Origin of the sequence: Kribbella orskensis (genome assembly GCF_004342085.1) — a bacterium.
Lineage (GTDB): Bacteria > Actinomycetota > Actinomycetes > Propionibacteriales > Kribbellaceae > Kribbella > Kribbella orskensis.
The window spans coordinates 1-17,937 of the sequence record NZ_SLWM01000006.1 but is presented as its reverse complement, the minus strand read 5'-3'; the positions used below and the strand labels follow the sequence as shown (position 1 = coordinate 17,937).

The 17,937-nt window shown below is 67.0% G+C and carries 19 protein-coding genes; 11 read left to right on the top strand and 8 right to left on the bottom strand.

The window, feature by feature from the left end:
- Positions 1–445: 445 nt before the first annotated feature.
- From EV644_RS17930 to EV644_RS17920, 3 genes are all read right to left on the bottom strand, one after another.
- Positions 446–688, bottom strand: coding sequence for a hypothetical protein (locus EV644_RS17930; protein WP_132189444.1), 243 nt, complete (start codon positions 686–688; stop codon positions 446–448).
- A gap of 141 nt (positions 689–829) precedes the next feature.
- Positions 830–1,819, bottom strand: coding sequence for a quinone oxidoreductase family protein (locus tag EV644_RS17925; protein ID WP_132189443.1), 990 nt, complete (start codon positions 1,817–1,819; stop codon positions 830–832).
- Complete coding sequence (locus tag EV644_RS17920) at positions 1,816–2,769, bottom strand: Gfo/Idh/MocA family protein (RefSeq protein ID WP_132189442.1); 954 nt, start codon at positions 2,767–2,769, stop codon at positions 1,816–1,818. Before EV644_RS17920 ends, EV644_RS17925 begins: the two co-directional genes overlap by 4 nt.
- Positions 2,770–2,820: 51 nt before the next feature.
- On the opposite strand from EV644_RS17920, the gene EV644_RS17915 reads away from it, so the two are divergent.
- The 6 genes from EV644_RS17915 (at position 2,821) to EV644_RS17890 (ending at position 8,804) form a co-directional block, all read left to right on the top strand.
- A complete protein-coding gene (locus EV644_RS17915; RefSeq protein WP_241998326.1) occupies positions 2,821–3,738 on the top strand; it encodes a LysR family transcriptional regulator in 918 nt (305 codons plus the stop codon).
- Between the two features lie 443 nt (positions 3,739–4,181).
- Entirely contained in the window at positions 4,182–4,721 is a 540-nt protein-coding gene (locus tag EV644_RS17910) for a SigE family RNA polymerase sigma factor (protein WP_241998323.1), read from the top strand.
- Positions 4,718–5,473, top strand: coding sequence for a hypothetical protein (locus EV644_RS17905; protein WP_132189441.1), 756 nt, complete (start codon positions 4,718–4,720; stop codon positions 5,471–5,473). Before EV644_RS17910 ends, EV644_RS17905 begins: the two co-directional genes overlap by 4 nt.
- A gap of 268 nt (positions 5,474–5,741) precedes the next feature.
- Positions 5,742–6,242, top strand: coding sequence for a hypothetical protein (locus EV644_RS17900; RefSeq protein WP_132189440.1), 501 nt, complete (start codon positions 5,742–5,744; stop codon positions 6,240–6,242).
- 664 nt (positions 6,243–6,906) lie between these two features.
- Positions 6,907–7,260 (top strand): hypothetical protein, encoded by a 354-nt coding sequence (locus EV644_RS17895; RefSeq protein ID WP_132189439.1) that lies wholly within the window; start codon positions 6,907–6,909, stop codon positions 7,258–7,260.
- Positions 7,261–8,420: 1,160 nt separating this feature from the next.
- Positions 8,421–8,804, top strand: a complete 384-nt coding sequence (locus EV644_RS17890) for a hypothetical protein (RefSeq protein WP_132189438.1) — start codon at positions 8,421–8,423, stop codon at positions 8,802–8,804.
- Between the two features lie 300 nt (positions 8,805–9,104).
- Here EV644_RS17890 and EV644_RS17885 read toward each other — a convergent pair whose 3' ends face one another.
- Together EV644_RS17885 and EV644_RS44580 are read right to left on the bottom strand one after the other, a co-directional pair.
- Positions 9,105–10,049: a phosphotransferase family protein gene (locus tag EV644_RS17885; RefSeq protein WP_158292858.1), complete on the bottom strand. Its 945-nt coding sequence runs from the start codon at positions 10,047–10,049 to the stop codon at positions 9,105–9,107.
- Between the two features lie 128 nt (positions 10,050–10,177).
- On the bottom strand, positions 10,178–10,336 hold the full coding sequence (locus EV644_RS44580) for a hypothetical protein (RefSeq protein ID WP_158292857.1): 159 nt from the start codon (positions 10,334–10,336) through the stop codon (positions 10,178–10,180).
- A 213-nt stretch (positions 10,337–10,549) separates the two neighbouring features.
- Between EV644_RS44580 and EV644_RS17880 the strand changes: the two genes are divergently transcribed.
- Positions 10,550–11,215 carry an AAA family ATPase gene (locus tag EV644_RS17880; protein ID WP_132189436.1) on the top strand — a complete coding sequence of 222 codons (666 nt, stop codon included), beginning with the start codon at positions 10,550–10,552 and terminating at the stop codon, positions 11,213–11,215.
- A 371-nt stretch (positions 11,216–11,586) separates the two neighbouring features.
- Here EV644_RS17880 and EV644_RS17875 read toward each other — a convergent pair whose 3' ends face one another.
- Positions 11,587–13,179 carry an FAD-dependent monooxygenase gene (locus tag EV644_RS17875; RefSeq protein ID WP_132189435.1) on the bottom strand — a complete coding sequence of 531 codons (1,593 nt, stop codon included), beginning with the start codon at positions 13,177–13,179 and terminating at the stop codon, positions 11,587–11,589.
- A gap of 126 nt (positions 13,180–13,305) precedes the next feature.
- On the opposite strand from EV644_RS17875, the gene EV644_RS17870 reads away from it, so the two are divergent.
- From EV644_RS17870 to EV644_RS17860, 3 genes are all read left to right on the top strand, one after another.
- A complete protein-coding gene (locus EV644_RS17870; RefSeq protein ID WP_132189434.1) occupies positions 13,306–14,148 on the top strand; it encodes an alpha/beta fold hydrolase in 843 nt (280 codons plus the stop codon).
- A 263-nt stretch (positions 14,149–14,411) separates the two neighbouring features.
- On the top strand, positions 14,412–14,888 hold the full coding sequence (locus tag EV644_RS47790; RefSeq protein WP_132189433.1) for a cupin domain-containing protein: 477 nt from the start codon (positions 14,412–14,414) through the stop codon (positions 14,886–14,888).
- 11 nt (positions 14,889–14,899) lie between these two features.
- A complete protein-coding gene (locus EV644_RS17860; RefSeq protein WP_158292855.1) occupies positions 14,900–15,481 on the top strand; it encodes a TetR/AcrR family transcriptional regulator in 582 nt (193 codons plus the stop codon).
- Positions 15,482–15,567: 86 nt separating this feature from the next.
- Here the strand turns inward: EV644_RS17860 and EV644_RS46340 are convergent, their stop codons facing one another.
- Positions 15,568–16,215, bottom strand: coding sequence for a CGNR zinc finger domain-containing protein (locus tag EV644_RS46340; protein ID WP_132189431.1), 648 nt, complete (start codon positions 16,213–16,215; stop codon positions 15,568–15,570).
- A 181-nt stretch (positions 16,216–16,396) separates the two neighbouring features.
- On the opposite strand from EV644_RS46340, the gene EV644_RS17850 reads away from it, so the two are divergent.
- Entirely contained in the window at positions 16,397–16,960 is a 564-nt protein-coding gene (locus EV644_RS17850; RefSeq protein WP_132189430.1) for a TetR/AcrR family transcriptional regulator, read from the top strand.
- 178 nt (positions 16,961–17,138) lie between these two features.
- On the opposite strand, the gene EV644_RS17845 is transcribed toward EV644_RS17850, so the two are convergent.
- Positions 17,139–17,654 (bottom strand): MarR family winged helix-turn-helix transcriptional regulator, encoded by a 516-nt coding sequence (locus tag EV644_RS17845; protein ID WP_132189429.1) that lies wholly within the window; start codon positions 17,652–17,654, stop codon positions 17,139–17,141.
- Positions 17,655–17,937: the final 283 nt, after the last annotated feature.

Genomic DNA, 17,937 nt, shown 5'->3' with positions numbered 1-17,937 from the left:
TGACGGTCCAGGACTGCCGGATGGGCCGTGCCCTCAAGGACCTGATCCGCGGTATCGGCCGACCATCGGTACCTCAGGCGTCCGCAGGCCAACGGTTGACTTGTTCAGTGAAGGAACCCGTCCCACTTCAATTCCTAGCGGGATCCGCCGGGCATGCCGTGCTGGCCGGGCAACTGTTCGACGGCCCGGGCCAGCTCCAGTCCGACCGGCCCGAGCAGGTCCGGTGCCAGCTTGCCCACCCTGCCGTGTTGCCCTAGGCAAGCGCTTCGCGCCACCCAACGCTGTCTCGGCCCGCGTGTTGAGTCCGGCTTGCAGTCGGGCGAGGCGGGGACCCCCGTCGGAATCGAACCGACGACCTTCTCATTACGAGGAGGAAGCTCACCGTCACATCTGCCGTCCTCAGGCGTGATTCGTTGCAAGGAACCTGTCTCCGGTGCCCGTATTTTCATCCGTATCGGGCAGTTCGCTCCACGAATGGCTCCACGCCGCCGCTACAACTCGCGACCCTCAGGTAGACGACGGTGGCTTTGGGCCTGCGCACCGCGTCGAGCAGTTCCGCGGTGACTGCGACGACTCCACGTTCAGCGGCCTGGGCGGCGAAGACTCCGCCGAAAGCCCCGTCGGTACCGATGATGTCGTGCTGCAGGTGGACCGCGATGACCGCGGTGGATGACGGTGTGAGTTCCATGATGATCTCCGGTGGTGGGGTCGAGCTGGTCAGGCGGGCAGGGGCGGCGAGCCGATGGCCTGGGTGTGGGCTCGGCGGTGAACGGGTTGGAAAGAGAGGGCGCACACGCGAGTCGGGGGGTGTGCGTGTGCGCCCTCTCGTCTATTCGGGGGCTGGTCTGGGAGCCCGATCCGGAGCGGCAAGAGTTGTGGGGGCTGGCAGCAGGAGGAGCTTGCCGGTGGTGCTGCGGGACTGGAGCGCCTCGTGGGCTTCGGCCGCGTCAGCCAGTGGGTAGGTGGTGGTGATGGGTGGGGTGAGGGTGCCGGTTTTCAGGTGGTCGAACAGGAGGGCGGCTTGGCTGTGGAGGGAGGCGGGGGTGCTGACGAAGTGGCGGAGGGTGGGGCGGGTGATGGTCAGGGAGCCGATGGGGCCTAGGCGGGACAGATCGAAGGGTGGGACTGGGCCGCTGGATTGGCCGTAGAGGATGAGGGTGCCTCTCGGGGCGAGGGCGTGGAGGGAGTCTTCGAAGGTGGTCCGGCCGACGCTGTCGTAGACGGCTGCGGCTCGGCCGGCGACCGTGGACCGGAGGTCTTCGTAGGCGACTGCCTGGTCGGCACCGGCGGCCTGGGACAGGGCTGCCTTCTGCTGGGTGGAGACGGTGGTGATGACCTTTGCGCCAAGGGATTTGGCCAGTTGGGTGAGGAGCAGGCCGACACCACCGGCGCCCGCGTGGACGACGATCAGGTCGCCTGGCTGGACGGCATACGAGTCTGTGGTCAGGTACTGCGCGGTCAGCCCCTGCAGCAAGATCGCAGCGGCCTGCTGATGGCTGACCTCGGCCGGCAGCGGGATCACCTTCCAGGCCGGCGCCACCGCCTCGTCGGCGTACGACGCCTGGACACCTTGCCAGCAGACGCGTTGGCCGACCATCGGCGTGGATACGTCCGGCGCGACCTCGGTGACCACGCCGCTGCCCTCGCCGCCGGGGACGTACGGGAACTCGCGCGGATAGGCGCCAGTACGCTCCTGGATGTCGAGGTAGTTGACGCCGGCCGCCACCACCGCGATCCGCACTTCGCCTGCTTGCAAAGGGATCGACGCCCGCTCGACCAGACGCAGGGTGTCCCGGTCGACCGCCTCGATCACCTTCACCGGTGGAACGCTTCGACGGCCTGCCGGACGCGTTCGGCCGCCGCGAAGCCTGCCAGGTCCGGCGAGTGGTCACCACGGATGGCCTGCGCGAACAGCGTCAGCCGGGTGGTTTCGGAGCCGGGCGCGCCGCTCAGCTCGACCGGACGCCAAGTATTGCCCTCGGCAACGAACAGGTCGCGCCAGGCGGTGAGCTTGTAGGACTGCTTGGTTCCGCGCAGGATCCACTCGTAGGTCTCCGGGCCGGCAGCCCCGACGATCCCGCTCAGCTGGACCGGGACTTTCCCTGCCTTCAGCAGCCCGTAAGCAGCTGTCTCGCTCGCCACGCTCCGGTGCTCCAACTCCGTGTGCACCGCGCGCAGCGGGCCGATCAGCCGGTCGGTGAGATAGGCGAAGTGCGAGAACACCTCGCGCACGAACCCGCCCTGCGCCCGCTCGCCGACCCAGGTCGCCTCCGCCTGGAAGCCTCGCGGCCAGACCGGAAACGCCAACCTGATCTCGACTCCGAGTACTTCGCCGACCTGGCCGTCGGCAATCGCCTGTTCGACGTACCGGGTCGACAGCCGATCGGACAACACGAAGTTCACCCCCGCCGCCTGCCCCGCCTTGGCTGCCGCCGCGAGCATCGCCGCCGCATCGGCGTCTGACACGGCCAGCGGTTTCTCACAGAACACCGCCTGACCGGCCTCGAACGCCGGCACTGCCAGCGCCGCGTGGGTCGCGGGTGGCGTCGCGAGATAGACCGCGTCGACATCGTCGGCACCGATCACGTCAGCGATCGAAGTACTGAAGCTGACGCCCAGGTGTTCGGCCTGGAGTAAGGCGATGGTCTCCGGCGCGAGATCTACCGCGTGAGTGACGGTGAAATCCGGGTGGCCGAGCGCGTCGGCCAGCAAATGCCGCCCCATCGCGCCGAGGCCGACAATGCCGAGGCGGATCGGTGGTGTGGTCATGCCGACCAGTCTGTTGCGGCAAAGACCTTCCGGTCCATCTACTCTTTGTACATGAAACCGTTAAGCCACGACTTCATGGATGATCTGCGGAGACTCCGCGTACTCCGGGAGTTTCGCGAACGTGGCACGGTCACCGCGACCGCCGGGGCGTTGCACCTGACCCCGTCGGCGGTGTCCCAGCAACTCGCCGGTCTGTCCCACGACCTCGGGTTCCCGGTCACGCGCAAGGACGGCCGCCGGATCGCGCTGACGCCCCGCGGCGAGGCCCTGCTGGCCCACGCCGACGCGGTCTTCGCCCAGCTCGAGCACGCCCGCCACGACCTACAGACCTTCGATGAGACGCTCCGCGGCACCGTACGCATCGGCGCCTTCTCCACCGCCCTGGCAGGCCTGTTGCCGGCGACCTTGTGCAGCCTCGCCACCAATCATCCCGACCTGGTCGTCACGGTCCGCCAGAGCGAGCCGCCACAACTGTTCGACGCGGTGGACGCCGGCCGCCTGGACGTCGCAATCGCGGTCGCCTTCGACGGCTCCCCGACCGTCGGCGACCCGCGCTACCACCGGGTCGAGTTGGGCGCCGATGTGCTGGACATCGCAGTACCAGCTGATCATCCACGTGCCGGAGACTCCGCGATCGACCTACGAGAGCTCGCCAAGGACCCATGGATCACTGGGTCTCCTGGTGGTTGCTGCGCCTCCATCACGGCCACCGCCTGCGCCGCGGCCGGGTTCACCCCGGACATTCGCCACCAGGTCGACGACTGGCTGGCTGTGACACAACTGGTCGCGCTCGGCCAGGGAGTCACGCTCCTTCCCCGGCTGGCCCAGCAGAACCTGCCACCCGCCCTGACAGTTCACCCGGTCGCCGGGCAACAGCCGCGCCGGCATCTGTTCGCCGCAGTACAAGAAGGCGCCCAAGGCTCCCCACTCCTCCAGGCTGTACTGACCCAACTTGCAGCATCGCTCTGACCCATGTCGGCTGTGCAGCAATCGCTCAATCCAGGCGAAGACATCGCGCAGGGCAGCCGGGTCGCCAATCGCGTGGGGCATCACATCGTGGCGGAACACCCAGTCGACGCGCCCCGCGGGATCTGCGCCGTCGTCGGCCTCAAGAGCGGCGGCTGCCTGCGGAAAGGTCCTTACGAACTCCTCTCGGATGTTGTCGCTTGTGAGGAGCACGCCGACACGCTAGCTCAGGTCGGAGTCCACTCATCGTGAGTGCACCGGACAGCGGCGGAATCGGTCGCTTGACCTTGCTGGCGCCAGCGATGCGCGGATGGCTCCTGTGGGCGTGGCTTGGGGTAGATCTTTCTCAGCCCGTTGACAACGTTCAGCAATAATGCTGCGTGGTGATTAGTGTGAGCATGCACAGCGAACCATCTGCCGTGGGCCCCGCCTCCGTGGTGCCCACGGTGGTTGATGTGCCCGGGGATGCCCCCGTCCGCGTCGGGACAGCGGGCACGCGTGATCAGGAGTTCGCCGAGTTCGTGGTCGCGTCCGGTCGATATTTGTTACGCACTGCTGTGCTGCTGTGTGGTGACCCGGTCCGTGCGGAGGAGTTGGTCCAGGCCACCTACGAGCGCATGTATCGATCCTGGCGACGCGTGGCGCGCGACGGCGACCCGCAGGCGTACGCGCGTCGGGTGCTGGTCAACCTGCGGGTGGATGGGTGGCGGCGCACGCGTCGCGAGGTCGTCGTCGACCCGGGCGCGCTGCCCGAACCGGCCGGGCCTGACAACACGGGTGCCGTCGTCGCCCGTAACGCCGTGGTGCAGGCTCTGGCCCGGCTGCCGCTGGCGCAGCGGCGTGTCGTGGTGCTGCGACACCTGCTCGACCTCACCGAGACCGAGGTTGCCCACGAGCTGGAGATCTCGGTCGGCACGGTTAAGTCCCACCACGCGCGCGGGATCGCCCGGCTGCGCGAGATCTTCGCGGAGGGGGATCTGCGATGAGCGTCCAGCTTCATGATGACGACGTCGTCGCCCGGCTGCGGGCGGGCGCCCCGGGCTACCCGGATGCCGGTCCCGACGCCGGGCGTACCCTCGCCGCCGCCCGGCGAGCGCTGCGCCGCAGCCGGGGCCGGCGGGCGCTTCGCAGCGTGGCCGCGGTCGTGGCCGCGGTCGTCGGACTCACCGCGGCAGGCCCAATCGAGCTGCCCGGCGGCGGCAGGTTCGTCATGCCTGGCGGGTACGACGTCCATTCGCTTATCAACCAGGGTGAGCCGCCGGTGTTCCCGCGCCAAAGGCAGCTTGACGACGTGGAGGACCTGGAGGGTCAGGTTCTGCCGGTGGCAGACGACTTGGGGCTCACCAGGTATATCGACGAGAAAGCGGCGTGGGGTCGTCCGGCGTGCCGCGTGTTCACCTGGTCGCACGGAGCGTTCCTGGACCGCGACTCGGGTTGTGCGAATCCCGACGACCCCGGGCTGCCGTTCGACGCTGAGAGCGAGGGTGCGTTCACACGGGTGTCCGACGCGATCGAGCACTCTGGCGTGAATGTGCACCGGATTGAGAAGGGCGGCTGGGGCCCCGGCACGTCGTTCCACCTCCGCGACAGCTCCTGGAGGTGGAACTGGTACTACTCCTACGTTCCCGGCACCCCAGCCGACGCCCCAGAAGAGGTGCGCACGGAGACAGGACTTGGCGTCAGGCTGCAGGTCCACGTCAGCGGTGACTGGTGGTTCACCGTGGAGCCCGACGACTGACATGGCGACGTAGGCCGGCGGCCGTTGCGTCCATGGCCATTGGACAGAACGCGCAGTCAGACTGCGCGTTCTGTCGGATCATCGTGCATGACGGCGTGGCCCGCAGGGTCCTCGGTGTTTCCCATCACCAGGAGAGGAGCTCGATCGTCCTTGTGGAAGTCGACCTTGGTGACGGCATACGGGGGAGCATCAGCCAACTTGTTGACCCGCCGCATCGCGTGTGCGTTGATGGAGCCTCGGTCGGCAATCGACCCGTGGGGGGTCTGTCGTGCGCAACCAACGCTTCATCAGTCTTATCGCCGGCTGCGCTGTCGCCGTCGGGGCCCTGTTTGTCGTCCCAGCATCTGCAGCTGCTCAGGCCACGGTAGAGCGGTTCGCAATCTCATTCGAAGCAGGGCCCGACGAGGTAAGCGACACATGCGCCGGGGAGGGCGTCGTCGGGATCCTCACCGGAACCGGCACCTTCGCCGGACAACGGGTCGAGACGGATTCCGGAACACACTTCCGGGTCGTAATCACGTTCCTGTATCGGGTCGACTTCCCGGATGGGTCATACCTGGTTGCGTCACAACGCGAGCCCATGACGGTCAACGAGAACCCGCTCGTGGGGGTCTTCACCTTCGGTGGGACGCTGCTGGAACGCGGAACCCTCTATGACGCCGCCGGAAACATCATTGGCAACGAGATGTTCCATGCTCGCTTCCGGACGACGATCGTCGATGGGACCCCAACCGTCGAATTCGATCAAGGCTTCATCCGATGCCGATAGCGAATTCGAGGCGAGTCACGGTGCAGCCCAGGTACAGCAAGGCTCATCATCCGAACCAGCCCTAGCCGACCTAACTCCCGCCTCAACGACGAATTGGTCGCATAGCCGGCGGCTGAACCCCTGGGACTGGTTCGGCGAGAATCACGGCCGCCCATCGGCCATCCCGACACATGCGGTCAGGACACTCCTGCAACCTGCTCGTTAGTCGCGGGGTAGATCGGCCTGGCCTCGCGCAGCGCCCTCGGCAGCACGTGATCGACACCGTCCACAACGCAGACGCCAGATGGCGACCACATCCCACTATCTAAGCTCAAGGGAACATATGTTCTAGTCGCGGTGGCCGCTCCTGCGAAGCAGGCTGCCTTACGCGGGGCGGCTCCAGGCGCGCGTCGGCCCGGGATTGGCGAGGTGGGAGTAGCGGCCAGTCGCCCGCTGCTTGAGGATGGCGTGGTCTCCGACACGATCACGGTGCCTGTCACCTCCTGACAGATCCCTGACGAACACCTGACAACAGCGGCGGACAACCGCCCGCCGAGTCAACGCGAGGGACCGGGTCAATCGCCCGGCCCCTCGCACACCGGCCTCGTAGAGACCGCAATGGGGAACACACCTGCGACGCGCCATCTCACGTCTTCTCGCGATCGGCCTGGTCGCCACCGCAGCGGTGGCGCTGCCCAGCGCACCGGCCTCGGCGACGGTCCATGAGATCGTCGGCCAGTGGTGCTCCGGCCAAGACCCGCTGGAACCGCCCGGCATCTCCGGCGGCAGCAATGCGAACAACTTCGCTCAACCGCTGAACTCGACTGAGTTCATCCAGGGCGTCGTGCCGTTCGACGGTCCGGCGGGACCTGGCCTGCTGATCAATTTCGACTATGACCACCCGGCGGCGAAGGTGGTGGGCACCGGTGCCTTCGTCGTGATCGACCAGACGCCGGACGGTCCGCTCTACCTCGAGCTGATCACCCCGGACCCGAACTTCCCAGCCTTCCAACGCTGTCCGAGACTGGCGACCGGCTGAGTCGAAGCGCCGGCGACCTTCGTGCGCGGTGATCGGCCGCGCCCGAAGGTGCCCGGTGATACCTGCAACGGGCAGACGACCGGCTCGTTTGACGATCGCGCCGATCTCCACGCTCACGTGCACCGGCAACCAGGTGGTCGTCATCTAGTCCGCCGCGTTTGACCTGGCGCTCACCGGCGACGACCTGCCTCCGGTCCACCTGACAGGCCCGTGACCCATCAAGCCACGCGGTCAACTCATGATCGGCAACGGCGACCGCGACCGTAGGATCGCGCCGCGCGGAAACTGATCACCCGGGACGACGGCGGGCGGAACCAGACCTCCGCCCACCGTCGTCGCGCGATCGGGCGCCGGTCCGAACAAGGCGCTTACCGCGTTTCCCGGGATCACCGGCGTGTTCGGATCATCTTGGCCGAGGCCGGTGCCGAGGTTCGCCCGGGACTGGTCCAACGTCGTTCACTTGAGGCTCGCCGATTGGTGTCAAGTCCCGGCCAGGATGTTGGCAGCTACGGCTATAGCTCCGCCGGGTATCGGACTGGCGCGTTTGGAATAGCCTGACCAGCTGGGGCGAAGCCGAAGGACCTGGCCTGGCGATACCCCCCACTCCGCCGGTCCTTCGGTGGGACGTCCATGCGGAGTCGCGGTTTCGGTGTCGGCACCCGCACATCCCCAGGCAGGTCGCATTCGAGGCGGGGGTCGGCGACTCCCCTCGAACGCCGAGTGCTCTGAGTACGGGGGCGCGATCACCGAAGCGCACCTGGCCGTGCCGGCGGGGAGAAGGACCGCGCCGTCTACAACCTAGAGGCCTTCGCCGCCCGAGGTCGTGACCATTGGCTGAGCCATCGCGCGTCACGAAACGCGGACGCTGTGGTCGGCATCGACCTCGACCTGCTGTACGACTCGATGGCAATCCACCCAAGGCAGGGCTGATAGAGATGACACAGTCGGCCACTGGCCGGCCGATCGATTCATCGCTCGCCTCGAATGATGCGGGTCCGCCGCTAGCAGTGCCGCGGACCCGAGGTCGCGAAGCGCGACGAACTCACGAGGTGGGCGTCAACAAGCCAACAGTGCGGACTCTCGCCATACGACGCCGACCGCGGCTACGGTGTCTTCTAGGTTGTGGGCAACTGGCCCGCTACCGGGAAGGGGAGGCTCGGATGGGGATGAGACTTGCACGGCGGTTGGTGACCGCCGCGATCGCGACCGTGGCGGCTGTCGCGCTGGCGGCTGGACCGGCCAACGCACACTTCTGTTTCAAGACCGCACTCAACGACCGGGCGGCCCTGGGGATGGCCGGGTCGGCCAACTGGGTGTCGTTCCACGACCTGGCGTTCGAGTTCACCGGGCTGTGCGACGCCGGAATCGAGGTCCTGGCCGAGGCGGGTGGGGTCACGCCGGACACCTTGATCAACGGCCACGGCACTATGGCCGGCGGGACCCTGCGCAAGGGCGAGGAGGCCGGGACACCGGCGATTTCGCACCTTGACTTCGACGCCATCGACGCGGCGTTCCCGGCGGCGGCCGCGGCCTGCGAAAGCTAACGCACTTGCGCGATAGCCGCGCACCGCGGCTGGTGGACTGGAGATGGATGGCCGGAGACTGATTGTCTCCGGCCATCCGTTCACCGCGCTTTGATCGGTACTGCGGACGAGCCTCCGATCGTTGCCCACAGCACCCGGCGCCCGTACCGCCACGGCCAGTGGCGGCGCCACCGCCGCCGTTGCTGCGGGCCCGCTTGCTCGCCATTATTAGCCGGTGATTGATGCGAGTGCGACCGGCCTTCGTGCAGGGGTCTGTGCGGCATGCCAGAACCGGAAGGGCGACCAGCAGGGAACCCGCAGTTATCCGAGGCGCCGTAGCGCTGTCTCGATAGCGACCTCGACCCGGGAAGTCATGCCGGGCACATCGACGGGACGGCGCCCAGCGACCTGACTACGGATCCACTTCGGCCCGCTATCGTCATAGTGCAGCAGGGCATACAGGTCCCACCACGGATCGAGAGTCACCCCGGCGATCGACTCATAGAGCGACCGAAGCTGCTCCGACCACTCCGGCGAGTAGAGCGCCGCCAAGTATCGCCGACAGTGCCCGACGTCAATCGCGCGCGCCCCCCGATGGATGGAGTTCCAGTCGGTCAGTCCAGTAATCCTCCCGCGCGACCACAGCATGTTGACAGGCAGGAGATCGCAGTGCAGAAAGACGGCAGTGTCCTTTGGCGGCGGCGGCGCCATGACACCAAACGCCGCCTTCCACACAGCCGGCTTCTGTGCGTCGACCGGCACCTGAAACCCGTCTAGAGGAGCGATCCAAGAATCCGTCCAAGGTCTGAACATCTTCGCGGGGAGATCGAGGGAATGCAGCAATACAGCAATCTCCGCGATCCTCGTCATCCACGACCGAGGTTCCGCCGGATTGAGGTGAACATGCCCCTGCAACCGTGTCATCAGCAACGATGGCGCGCCCCCCGTCGAAGCACCAGCAACATCAGTAGCCAGGATGCTCGGAACCGGGAGCCCGCTTCCCGCCACCACACCAAGGTTGGCGATCTCCTTCTCCAAGCTCCCCTGCAGGCCAAGCCCGCCCGGGTACTGCCGCAGTACGACGAACGTTCGCATTCCACGTCGCTCGACAGTCAGCCGATTCACGGCGGAGCAGACGCCACCGGTCAATCGGCGATAGCCAACGATGCGACTGCCCCGACCCATCGACGCCGCAACCCAGGCGAGAGTCTCCACCGAGGGCCGACGCTGCCTGAACCCGCCATCCCTCCAGTCGCCGTCGGTCACGAGCGCGAGCCTATTCGTCAGGGGCCTGCGGCGATACGGGTTTCTAACCCGCCAGAGGCAGTGACCCGGCTGCTGGATGGCCGTCACCATCTGGAACGGTTCGCGATGGAGCAGGCGGGTGAGGTGGACTACCTGATCACCTGGAGGGACGAGTTCGTCGGACGGGTGAGCCTCACACCGTGGTACTGGTCCGCGAGTCGCTCGAACGGGACATACGAGCCGCGGTCCTTCTTCGGCATCACCACCGCGGGGCCGCTCCCGGCCACCGCGTATCGGAGCTGGTCCACAGCCGCGCCCGGTCACCGGACCGGACGATCGCGACCCGACTAGTTGACTGTATTCGTCCGCGTGGCGGCTGATGCTTGTCGACGCGCTCGTGACGTCGTTCGTTGGGCCGGTTCTGCCCCCCGCATATCATGATTTTGGAGGCTTCTGGCCGGGTGCCTTCGGCCGAAGTCTTCAAGCGCGACGGACCTCGTGGTCACGGGCGGTAGCGTGAGGTGGGCGGCGGGGGCGAAACTGGGTACGTGGGGGCCGCTAGGGTACGGCCGAGTCTTCGGCTCGCCGGCCGGGGAGTCGAGCAGCAACTGCTCGCGGCGGCGCTGGAGAGCGCCGCGAGCGGTCACCCATGCGCGGTAATGGTGCACGGTGAGGCCGGCGCCGGTAAGACCCGGATGGTCCGCGATGTATGCACCGGTCTGGGCGACGAGGCCCAGGTCCTGTGGGGCACATGCGTGCACTTTGGCGAGGCGTCTGTCCCGTTCGCGCCGGTGATTGGTGCCCTGCAGGGCTGGTTGGCGCAGACCGATGCCGCGATCCGCGCTGAGGTGTTGTCCGGGGCCGGCGAGCTGGGCACGCTGCTCCCGGCACTGGGTAACGAGCGCAGCAGTGAACCGGGGCGGCTGCTGCCGTTGATCGACTCGGTGTTCAACCGGCTCGCCGGCCGGGCGCCAACCGTGCTGGTGGTCGATGACCTGCACCGGATCTACCCCGGCGTAGACACGCACCCTGATAGACCCCGACGGCAGCGACTCATCGTTGCCAGGCTGGCGCTTCTTCTTGCCATCGCCCTTAGCCATGCCGCACATGGTAAGCAGCTTCGTGCCACGAACCATGCCACGCGCCTTGGAATGAAGAAACCCCCGGGCGGAGGAACTGGCCTCTGACCTGGGGGTTTGGGTGGAGCCGCCTGTCGGAATCGAACCGACGACCTTCTCATTACGAGGAGGAAGGTCACCGTCACATCTGCCGTCTTCAGGCGTGATGCGTTGCAAGGAACCTATCTCCGGTGCCCGGATTTCTCATCCGTACCGGGCAGTTCGCTCCACGAATGACTCCACGCTGCCGCAGCGGTTACTGTAGCTGCCGGTATCATCCCCAGCCGGCCGCCCACCGTGTTCATCGCCTTCCCACTCATTGGCGTAGTCGCCCCGTTGCTCGGTACGAACTGGACCGCCTTGGCCCTGGCCCGCTCGTATTACTTCCCTGGCATGAGTGCCACCGTCCCAACGAAGACGATCGCATCAACCCGGTTGGTTCAGCTGCTGACTGGTCTTCCTGGAGGGAGCATTCGTCCGAGGTAGTCCAAGGCGTGGACTTGGTCCGGGTCGGTGACACGCATGCCGACGTAACCGTCAGGCCGCACGATCAGGAGAGTGTCGCCGTCGATGCCGTAGTCGCGGTGGGCGTGGCCCTCGTGGTCGATCATCGAGGTCGCATCCAGGCCGGCGTGGGGGGAATCGGGCGGAAGGACAGCGAACGACCGCAGTTCCCGGGGAAAGCGTTCGGCGAGAACCTGGGCGGTCTTGCGGCTCTGCGGCCCGAAGGCGAGCGCGGTCAGGTGCTGACCGCGGAAGAGGTCGAAGAACCGGGCGGCGGTGCCGTCGGCTGTCTGGCCCAGCGAGTCAGGTGCGCGGTCCCCAGGGTTCACGACCGCATCAGATCGCGCGGGGCCGTCGTTGAGTGCGCTGGCGGGGTAGTTCAGATGCAGTTGCAAGGTGTCGGTGCTTCGCCCCTCACTCGGCACGCCCCCTTGGAGGCGTTCGGAGATGAGCTTCGAGGAGAGACTCAGAATGTCGGCGGCGATGGGGAGCCGTTCCTCCTCGTAGGTATCGAGGAGTGCTTCGGGGGCTCCGCCCAGCACGTGAGCGATCTTCCAGCCGAGGTTGTATGCGTCCTGGATACCGGTGTTCATGCCCAGGCCCCCTGCCGGCGAGTGGACGTGGGCCGAATCACCGGCGAGGAAGACCCGGCCCACCCTGTACCGGTCGACCATCCGCACGTTGAAACGCCAGATGGATTGGGACACCACGCGCCGGACGTGGATATCGTTTCGCCCGCTCCGCTGGTCGATCAGGCTCTGAATCTGCTCCCGCGAGAACTCCTCCGCGGCATCGGCGGACACACCGATCTGGATCTGGAAGGTGTCCGTCGACGCCAGCGGGCACAGCGCCAGGAGCTTCCCGTCGGGGCTGGGCCACCAGTGCCAGAAGTCGCGGTCCAAGCCGCTCAGTTCGACATCGCCGGTCAGCATTCTGACTGTCTCGTCCGTCTGCCCCAGGAAGCCGACGCCGACAAGCTTTCGCACCTCACTGAACGCCCCGTCGCTGCCCACGACATAGGGGACGGAGACGTTCTCACGCTCGCCCCCCTTCTGGATGGTGGCATGGGCGTATTCGCCGTCCTGCTCGAGTCCCTCAAGCCGCGACCCGTACTCCACGGTCACGCCCAGTTCCCCGAGCCGCTCGCGCAGCACCTCCTCCACGCGCCACTGCGGGATCAGCATGGTGCGGGTGTAGGGGGTGGAGCAGCTCGGTTCCTGGGCATCAGGGTTCACCTCGCTCGTTCCCAGGACAGTCGTGCCCTTGTACTTGCGAATCGGCGTCCGGGAGCGTCCAGACGCCATGATCCGTCCGACCACACCGAGGTCATCAAGCACTTCGAGGCTGCGGGGCTGTAGCCCTTTGGCGCGAGAGCCCGACGACGATCCGTCGGCGGCGTCGATGACACGCACCTCGACGCCCCTGCGCGCCAGATCGCAGGCGGCGACCAACCCCACGGGCCCGGCTCCCACTACCAGTACCTGGACCTTCGTCGAACCGGTGACTTCGCGTTCGTAGGTGTATCGCATCTGTGACCCTTCACTCTCCTGCTGGTGTACGCCTCCCCCATAGGATAGCGTTCGTTATATAGCGGTCGTTATCCTACGACATCGAGCATGCCGCCGACACGAGGGCACAAGTTGGAGAGTGAAGAGATGACAGTGAGCTACAAGGACGCGTCGACCGTCACGGTCGATGTCAACGGAGTCCCCTTCGCCTATCGGCAGGTGGGCACCGAAGGCGGCGTACCGGTCGTATTCCTGCACCACCTCACGGCCGTGCTGGACGACTGGGACCCCGCGGTGATCGATGGCGTAGCCTCCGAGCGGCACGTGATCGCCTTCGACAACCGCGGCGTCGGCCGATCCGGAGGTACGACCCCCGACAACGTCGAGGCCATGGCCGACGACGCCGTGGCGTTCCTCGAGGCCCTCGGACTGAGCACAGTCGACCTGCTGGGCTTCTCCCTGGGCGGCATGGTCGCCCAGGTCGTCGCCCAAAAGCGTCCCGACCTCGTCCGGCGCCTCATTCTGGCCGGAACCGGCCCCGCCGGCGGCAAGGGCGGGGCGAACGCCGGCCCCCTGCTCCAGAGCGCCATTCAGCAGGCCACGAACCAGGGCAAGCACCCCAAGCACATCCTGTTCTTCTCGCCTACGCCGACCAGTCAGGCAGCCGCCGACGCCTTCCTGGCCCGCCTCGACGAGCGCACCCTGCAAGACCGGGACACGCCAATGACGAACGAGTCGATCGGCGCCCAGATCGCCGCGCTCGCCAAGTGGGAGCAGGGCACCTCACCCGGCGGACTGGCGACCGTCACCCAGCCCGCCCTGGTCGTGAACGGCGACGAGGACATCATGCTGCCGACGATCAACTCCTTCGAGCTGGCACAGCTACTCCCCAACGCCGAACTGAGCATCTACCCCGATGCCGGGCACGGCGGCATCTTCCAGCACCACGCCCTGTTCGTGCAGCAGACCTTGGGGTTCCTGCGCCACTGAACACCCGGAAGTCATCCACGACCCGCTCCGGCCCGGCGCCTGAAACGTGAGCTGCCGCGCAGGAGCCGGGTCGGCGGTGACTTCCCATTCCGAACGCGTCCCCAGTGCTGCAACCCGGCGACGCATCAACGGTTGATTGGATCCGAGATGACTTTTAGCGTGCCAGAAGGCAGCGTGACCTGGAGTACGCAAAGAAGGGCGGACTGTGCGTCCCGAACAGGGACGGGGCGACGACCTGGTTCAACGGAGACCTCTACGCGGTCATGCTCTCCGGTGAGCAGACCGGCGGGCAGATCGGTCTGGTAGAGGCGATGGTGCCGCCTGGTGGCGGGCCGCCACCGCATATCCACGAGCGGACCGACGAGACGTTTTACATGGTCAACGGCGAGTTGGAGTTCCTGAGCGGTGACGAGACCTTCACCGCGTCGAGCGGTGATGTGGTGTTCCTGCCGCGCGGCAACGTCCACCGCTTCCACAACCCGGGCATCCGCCCCGCCACGCTCGTGTTCATCTACCCGGTGGCGCGGAGGCAATGTTCGTGGAGGGCGGCGACGAGCCGCAGCCCGGCGTCCAGGTGCAGCCCTGGGGACCCGAGCGAATTGACGAACGCATGCTCGGGTTGCTCTCGACGCACGACACCGTTCTGCCGCCTTCACCTGGACGCGCGTGATCGACGCACTTGGTGTAGCGCTCGTTATATAGCGAGCGCTACGCTAAAGTCCAGGCGCCCGGAGACATGAAGGAGGCCGGGATGAGGTACACGAAGGAGCACAGAGCGCAGGCCAAGGCCGCGATCGTGCAGGAGGCGGGCCGTACGCTCAAGGAGAACGGCTTCCACGGCGTCGGGGTCGACGGCTTGGCCGCGTCGGCCCAGGTCACCTCGGGGGCCGTCTACTCCAACTTCGCCAACAAGGAAGCCGTCCTCGAAGAGGTCGTGGCCACGCAACTGGGCATCGAGTTCGCCGGCCTCGCCGACAAGGAGCCGGCCGAGCGGCGACGCATGCTCGGCGATGTTCTCCGCGTCTACCTCAGCGACCTGCACCGCGTGGACCCCGGACACGGCTGCGTGATGCCGTCACTGAGCGCGGACGTGGCACGGGCGGGCGACTCCGTCCGCGAGGTATACCGCCGCCGGATGGTCGATGTGATCGCCACCCTGGCCCCCGCCATGCCCGGCACCGAGGAGGAACAGGCGCAGCAGGCGTGGGCCCTCGTCGCCTCGATCGTGGGCGCCATCACGATCGCGCGAGCCCTCCCCTCAGGCGACCAGGCCCAGGCGATACTCGACGCCGTCCTCAGAACAGCCCTGCAGTCGATCCCGGACGGACCCTGACGGGTTTCGAACTTGAGCGGTTCCCTGCTGGCCAGGCGGCTGCCGACCAACTCGTGGGGTTCGCGCGCTCGGGCGCGCGGTCACGCCTAGTTCGTCGAGGCAACATTTCCCGCGCTGGTGACGGTGCCGTCGGCTGCGGAGTGTTTCTTCTTGCGGGTGCGGGAGGCGCGCAGGTTCGCGATGTTGCCGCAGCTGCGGACGTTGTGCCAGACGCCGCTGCCGTTGCGGGAGGCATCGTAGAAGGCGGAGACGCACCCGGGCTCGCGGCACAGTTTGAGCCGGGACCAGGTGCCGGTGCGCTGGGCCAGCAGGATCTCCGACCAGATGGCTGACGCGAGCCAGCCGGCACCTGCGCCGACCGGGACCATGGCCACCCGGTTCTGTTCGTCGGTGACCAGGTAGACCTGGGCGCGGTGGGTGACGGCGGACGGTACGGCGACCGGGTCGGTCGGCCGCTCGTCCGGCGGGATCGCGAGCATGTCCTGCACGCTCGCCCGCAGCTCGCGCAGCGCCTGCAGGTCTGTCTCGGACAGGGCCGGGTCGGGTGGTTTCAGCCCGCGCTCGCCGGCCCACTGGCGGCTGGCCTCCTCCAGCCACTGCTGTGTCGTCGCGTGATCGGCGAGCAGGTCCGCTCCGTCACGTTCGACGGCGTGCGTGTTGACCAATTCCTGCACCAGCGCGAGCCCAGCCGGTGCGGAGCGGGCCTCGAATCTCGCCGTCGCCATCCATGACATAACCAAAGTCTACTTGACTTCAGTCATCGACGCGATCATGCTGCGACAGAGGTAAACCGGCTTACATATCAGTCACGCATCACGAACGGAGTACGACGACATGACGACCGGCAGCGGAGCGACCGTCCGCCCGCACTCTCCGGCCCCGGCGAGCCGCTCGATGTCTCGCGCTGAGACCGGCATGCACAGCACAAGTGCGCGAGAACGCCTCCTCGCCGCTGCTGACGAGCTCTTCTACCGCGAGGGCGTGCAGACTGTCGGCGTCGACCGCATCTCCAAGCGAGCCGGGGCGTCCAAGAAGTCGCTCTACACCGTCTTCGGCAGCAAGGAAGCGCTCGTCGTCGCCTACCTCGACGTACGACGGACCTCCATCGAACAGGCCATCACCCAGGGGCTGGCCCGCTTCAACACCCCCCGCGAGCGACTGCTCGGGGTCTTCGAGATCCAGGGCGAAATCTTCGCCGCACCGGATTACAACGGCTGTCCCTTCCTGGCCGCCAGCGCGGAGGCGGCCCGCGGAAGTCTCATCGAGCGTGCCCACGCCGACTACCGCGCATGGGTTCGAGCTCTGCTCACCGGACTGGCCGCCGAGGCCGACGTACCGGATCACGACGCGGCCGGACGCGAACTGCACCTGCTCTACGACGCAGCAGCCGTGGCAGCTCGCGCCGACCACGACCCTTCACCGGCGAAGGTGGCGCGCAACGCGGCCGCCGCCCTATTCGACCTCAGACAGACACCATAGGAGCTCGCCCGCCAGGTCCAGCATCGCGATGGAGTCCGCGTACGCCAGAGAAACAGCCGGGCCCTACCGTCAACGCTACTGACGGACTTGTGAGCGAGTCGCTCGCGTATCCCGCGTCGACCAGGCGTCGAGGACGTGGGCCGTCGGCACGGCCCGGCTGGCGCGGTGCTGTCAGGCCTCAGGCGTTGGGGTCTGGTCCTTCGATGGCGAGTAGCAGTTCACGCAGGTCGCCGGACAGCCGCTGTTGTAGTGCGGGGTCGATGGCGGAGAAGACTTCCTGTTCCGCGGCGTCGTTGGCCTCGACCGCTTGTTGCTGGCGTTCGAGGCCACTGGGGGTGAGCGTGACGAGAACCTGGCGGCGGTCGGCGGGGTCGACGTCGCGTCGGACGTAGCCGTTGCGCTCGAGGCGTCCGACGCGGTTGGTGATCGCGCCGGAGGTGAGCTGGGCCACGTCCAGCAGTTCGCCGACGGTCAGCGTGCCGCCCGCGCGGCGCAGTCCGCTGAGGATCTCCAGCTCCCATAGCTCCATGCCGAGGGGGGCTAGCCGCCGGCGTACCTCGGTGTCCAACTTGCGGGCGGCCCGCCGTAGTCGCCAGGCGATCGCCTTCGCGGAGGCATCACGCTCGGGCTCAAGCGTGGCGAGGAACGCCAGCATCGAGTCGACCCGGTCGCGTCGAGTGCTTGCTGTGGCCATGCCCACAAATATAGCAGCTTGAAGAATCTCAACGTCGTGGTAAATTTATCTTCACGTTCAGGTAATGAAGGCGAAGGGAACCAACTATGGCGACGAACGCAAGTAGAGCGGGACGAATCGCCCCCGCGCACTCGCAGCGGCAAGGCGGAGAGGCTGGCGCTGCCAGCACGCGGACCGTCGCGTTGACGATCACGCTGGCCGTTTTGGGGGTGTTCGTGACGTATGTGCCGATCACGGCGGTCAGCGGTTCGCTGACCACGATCGGCGCCTCGACCGGCGCATC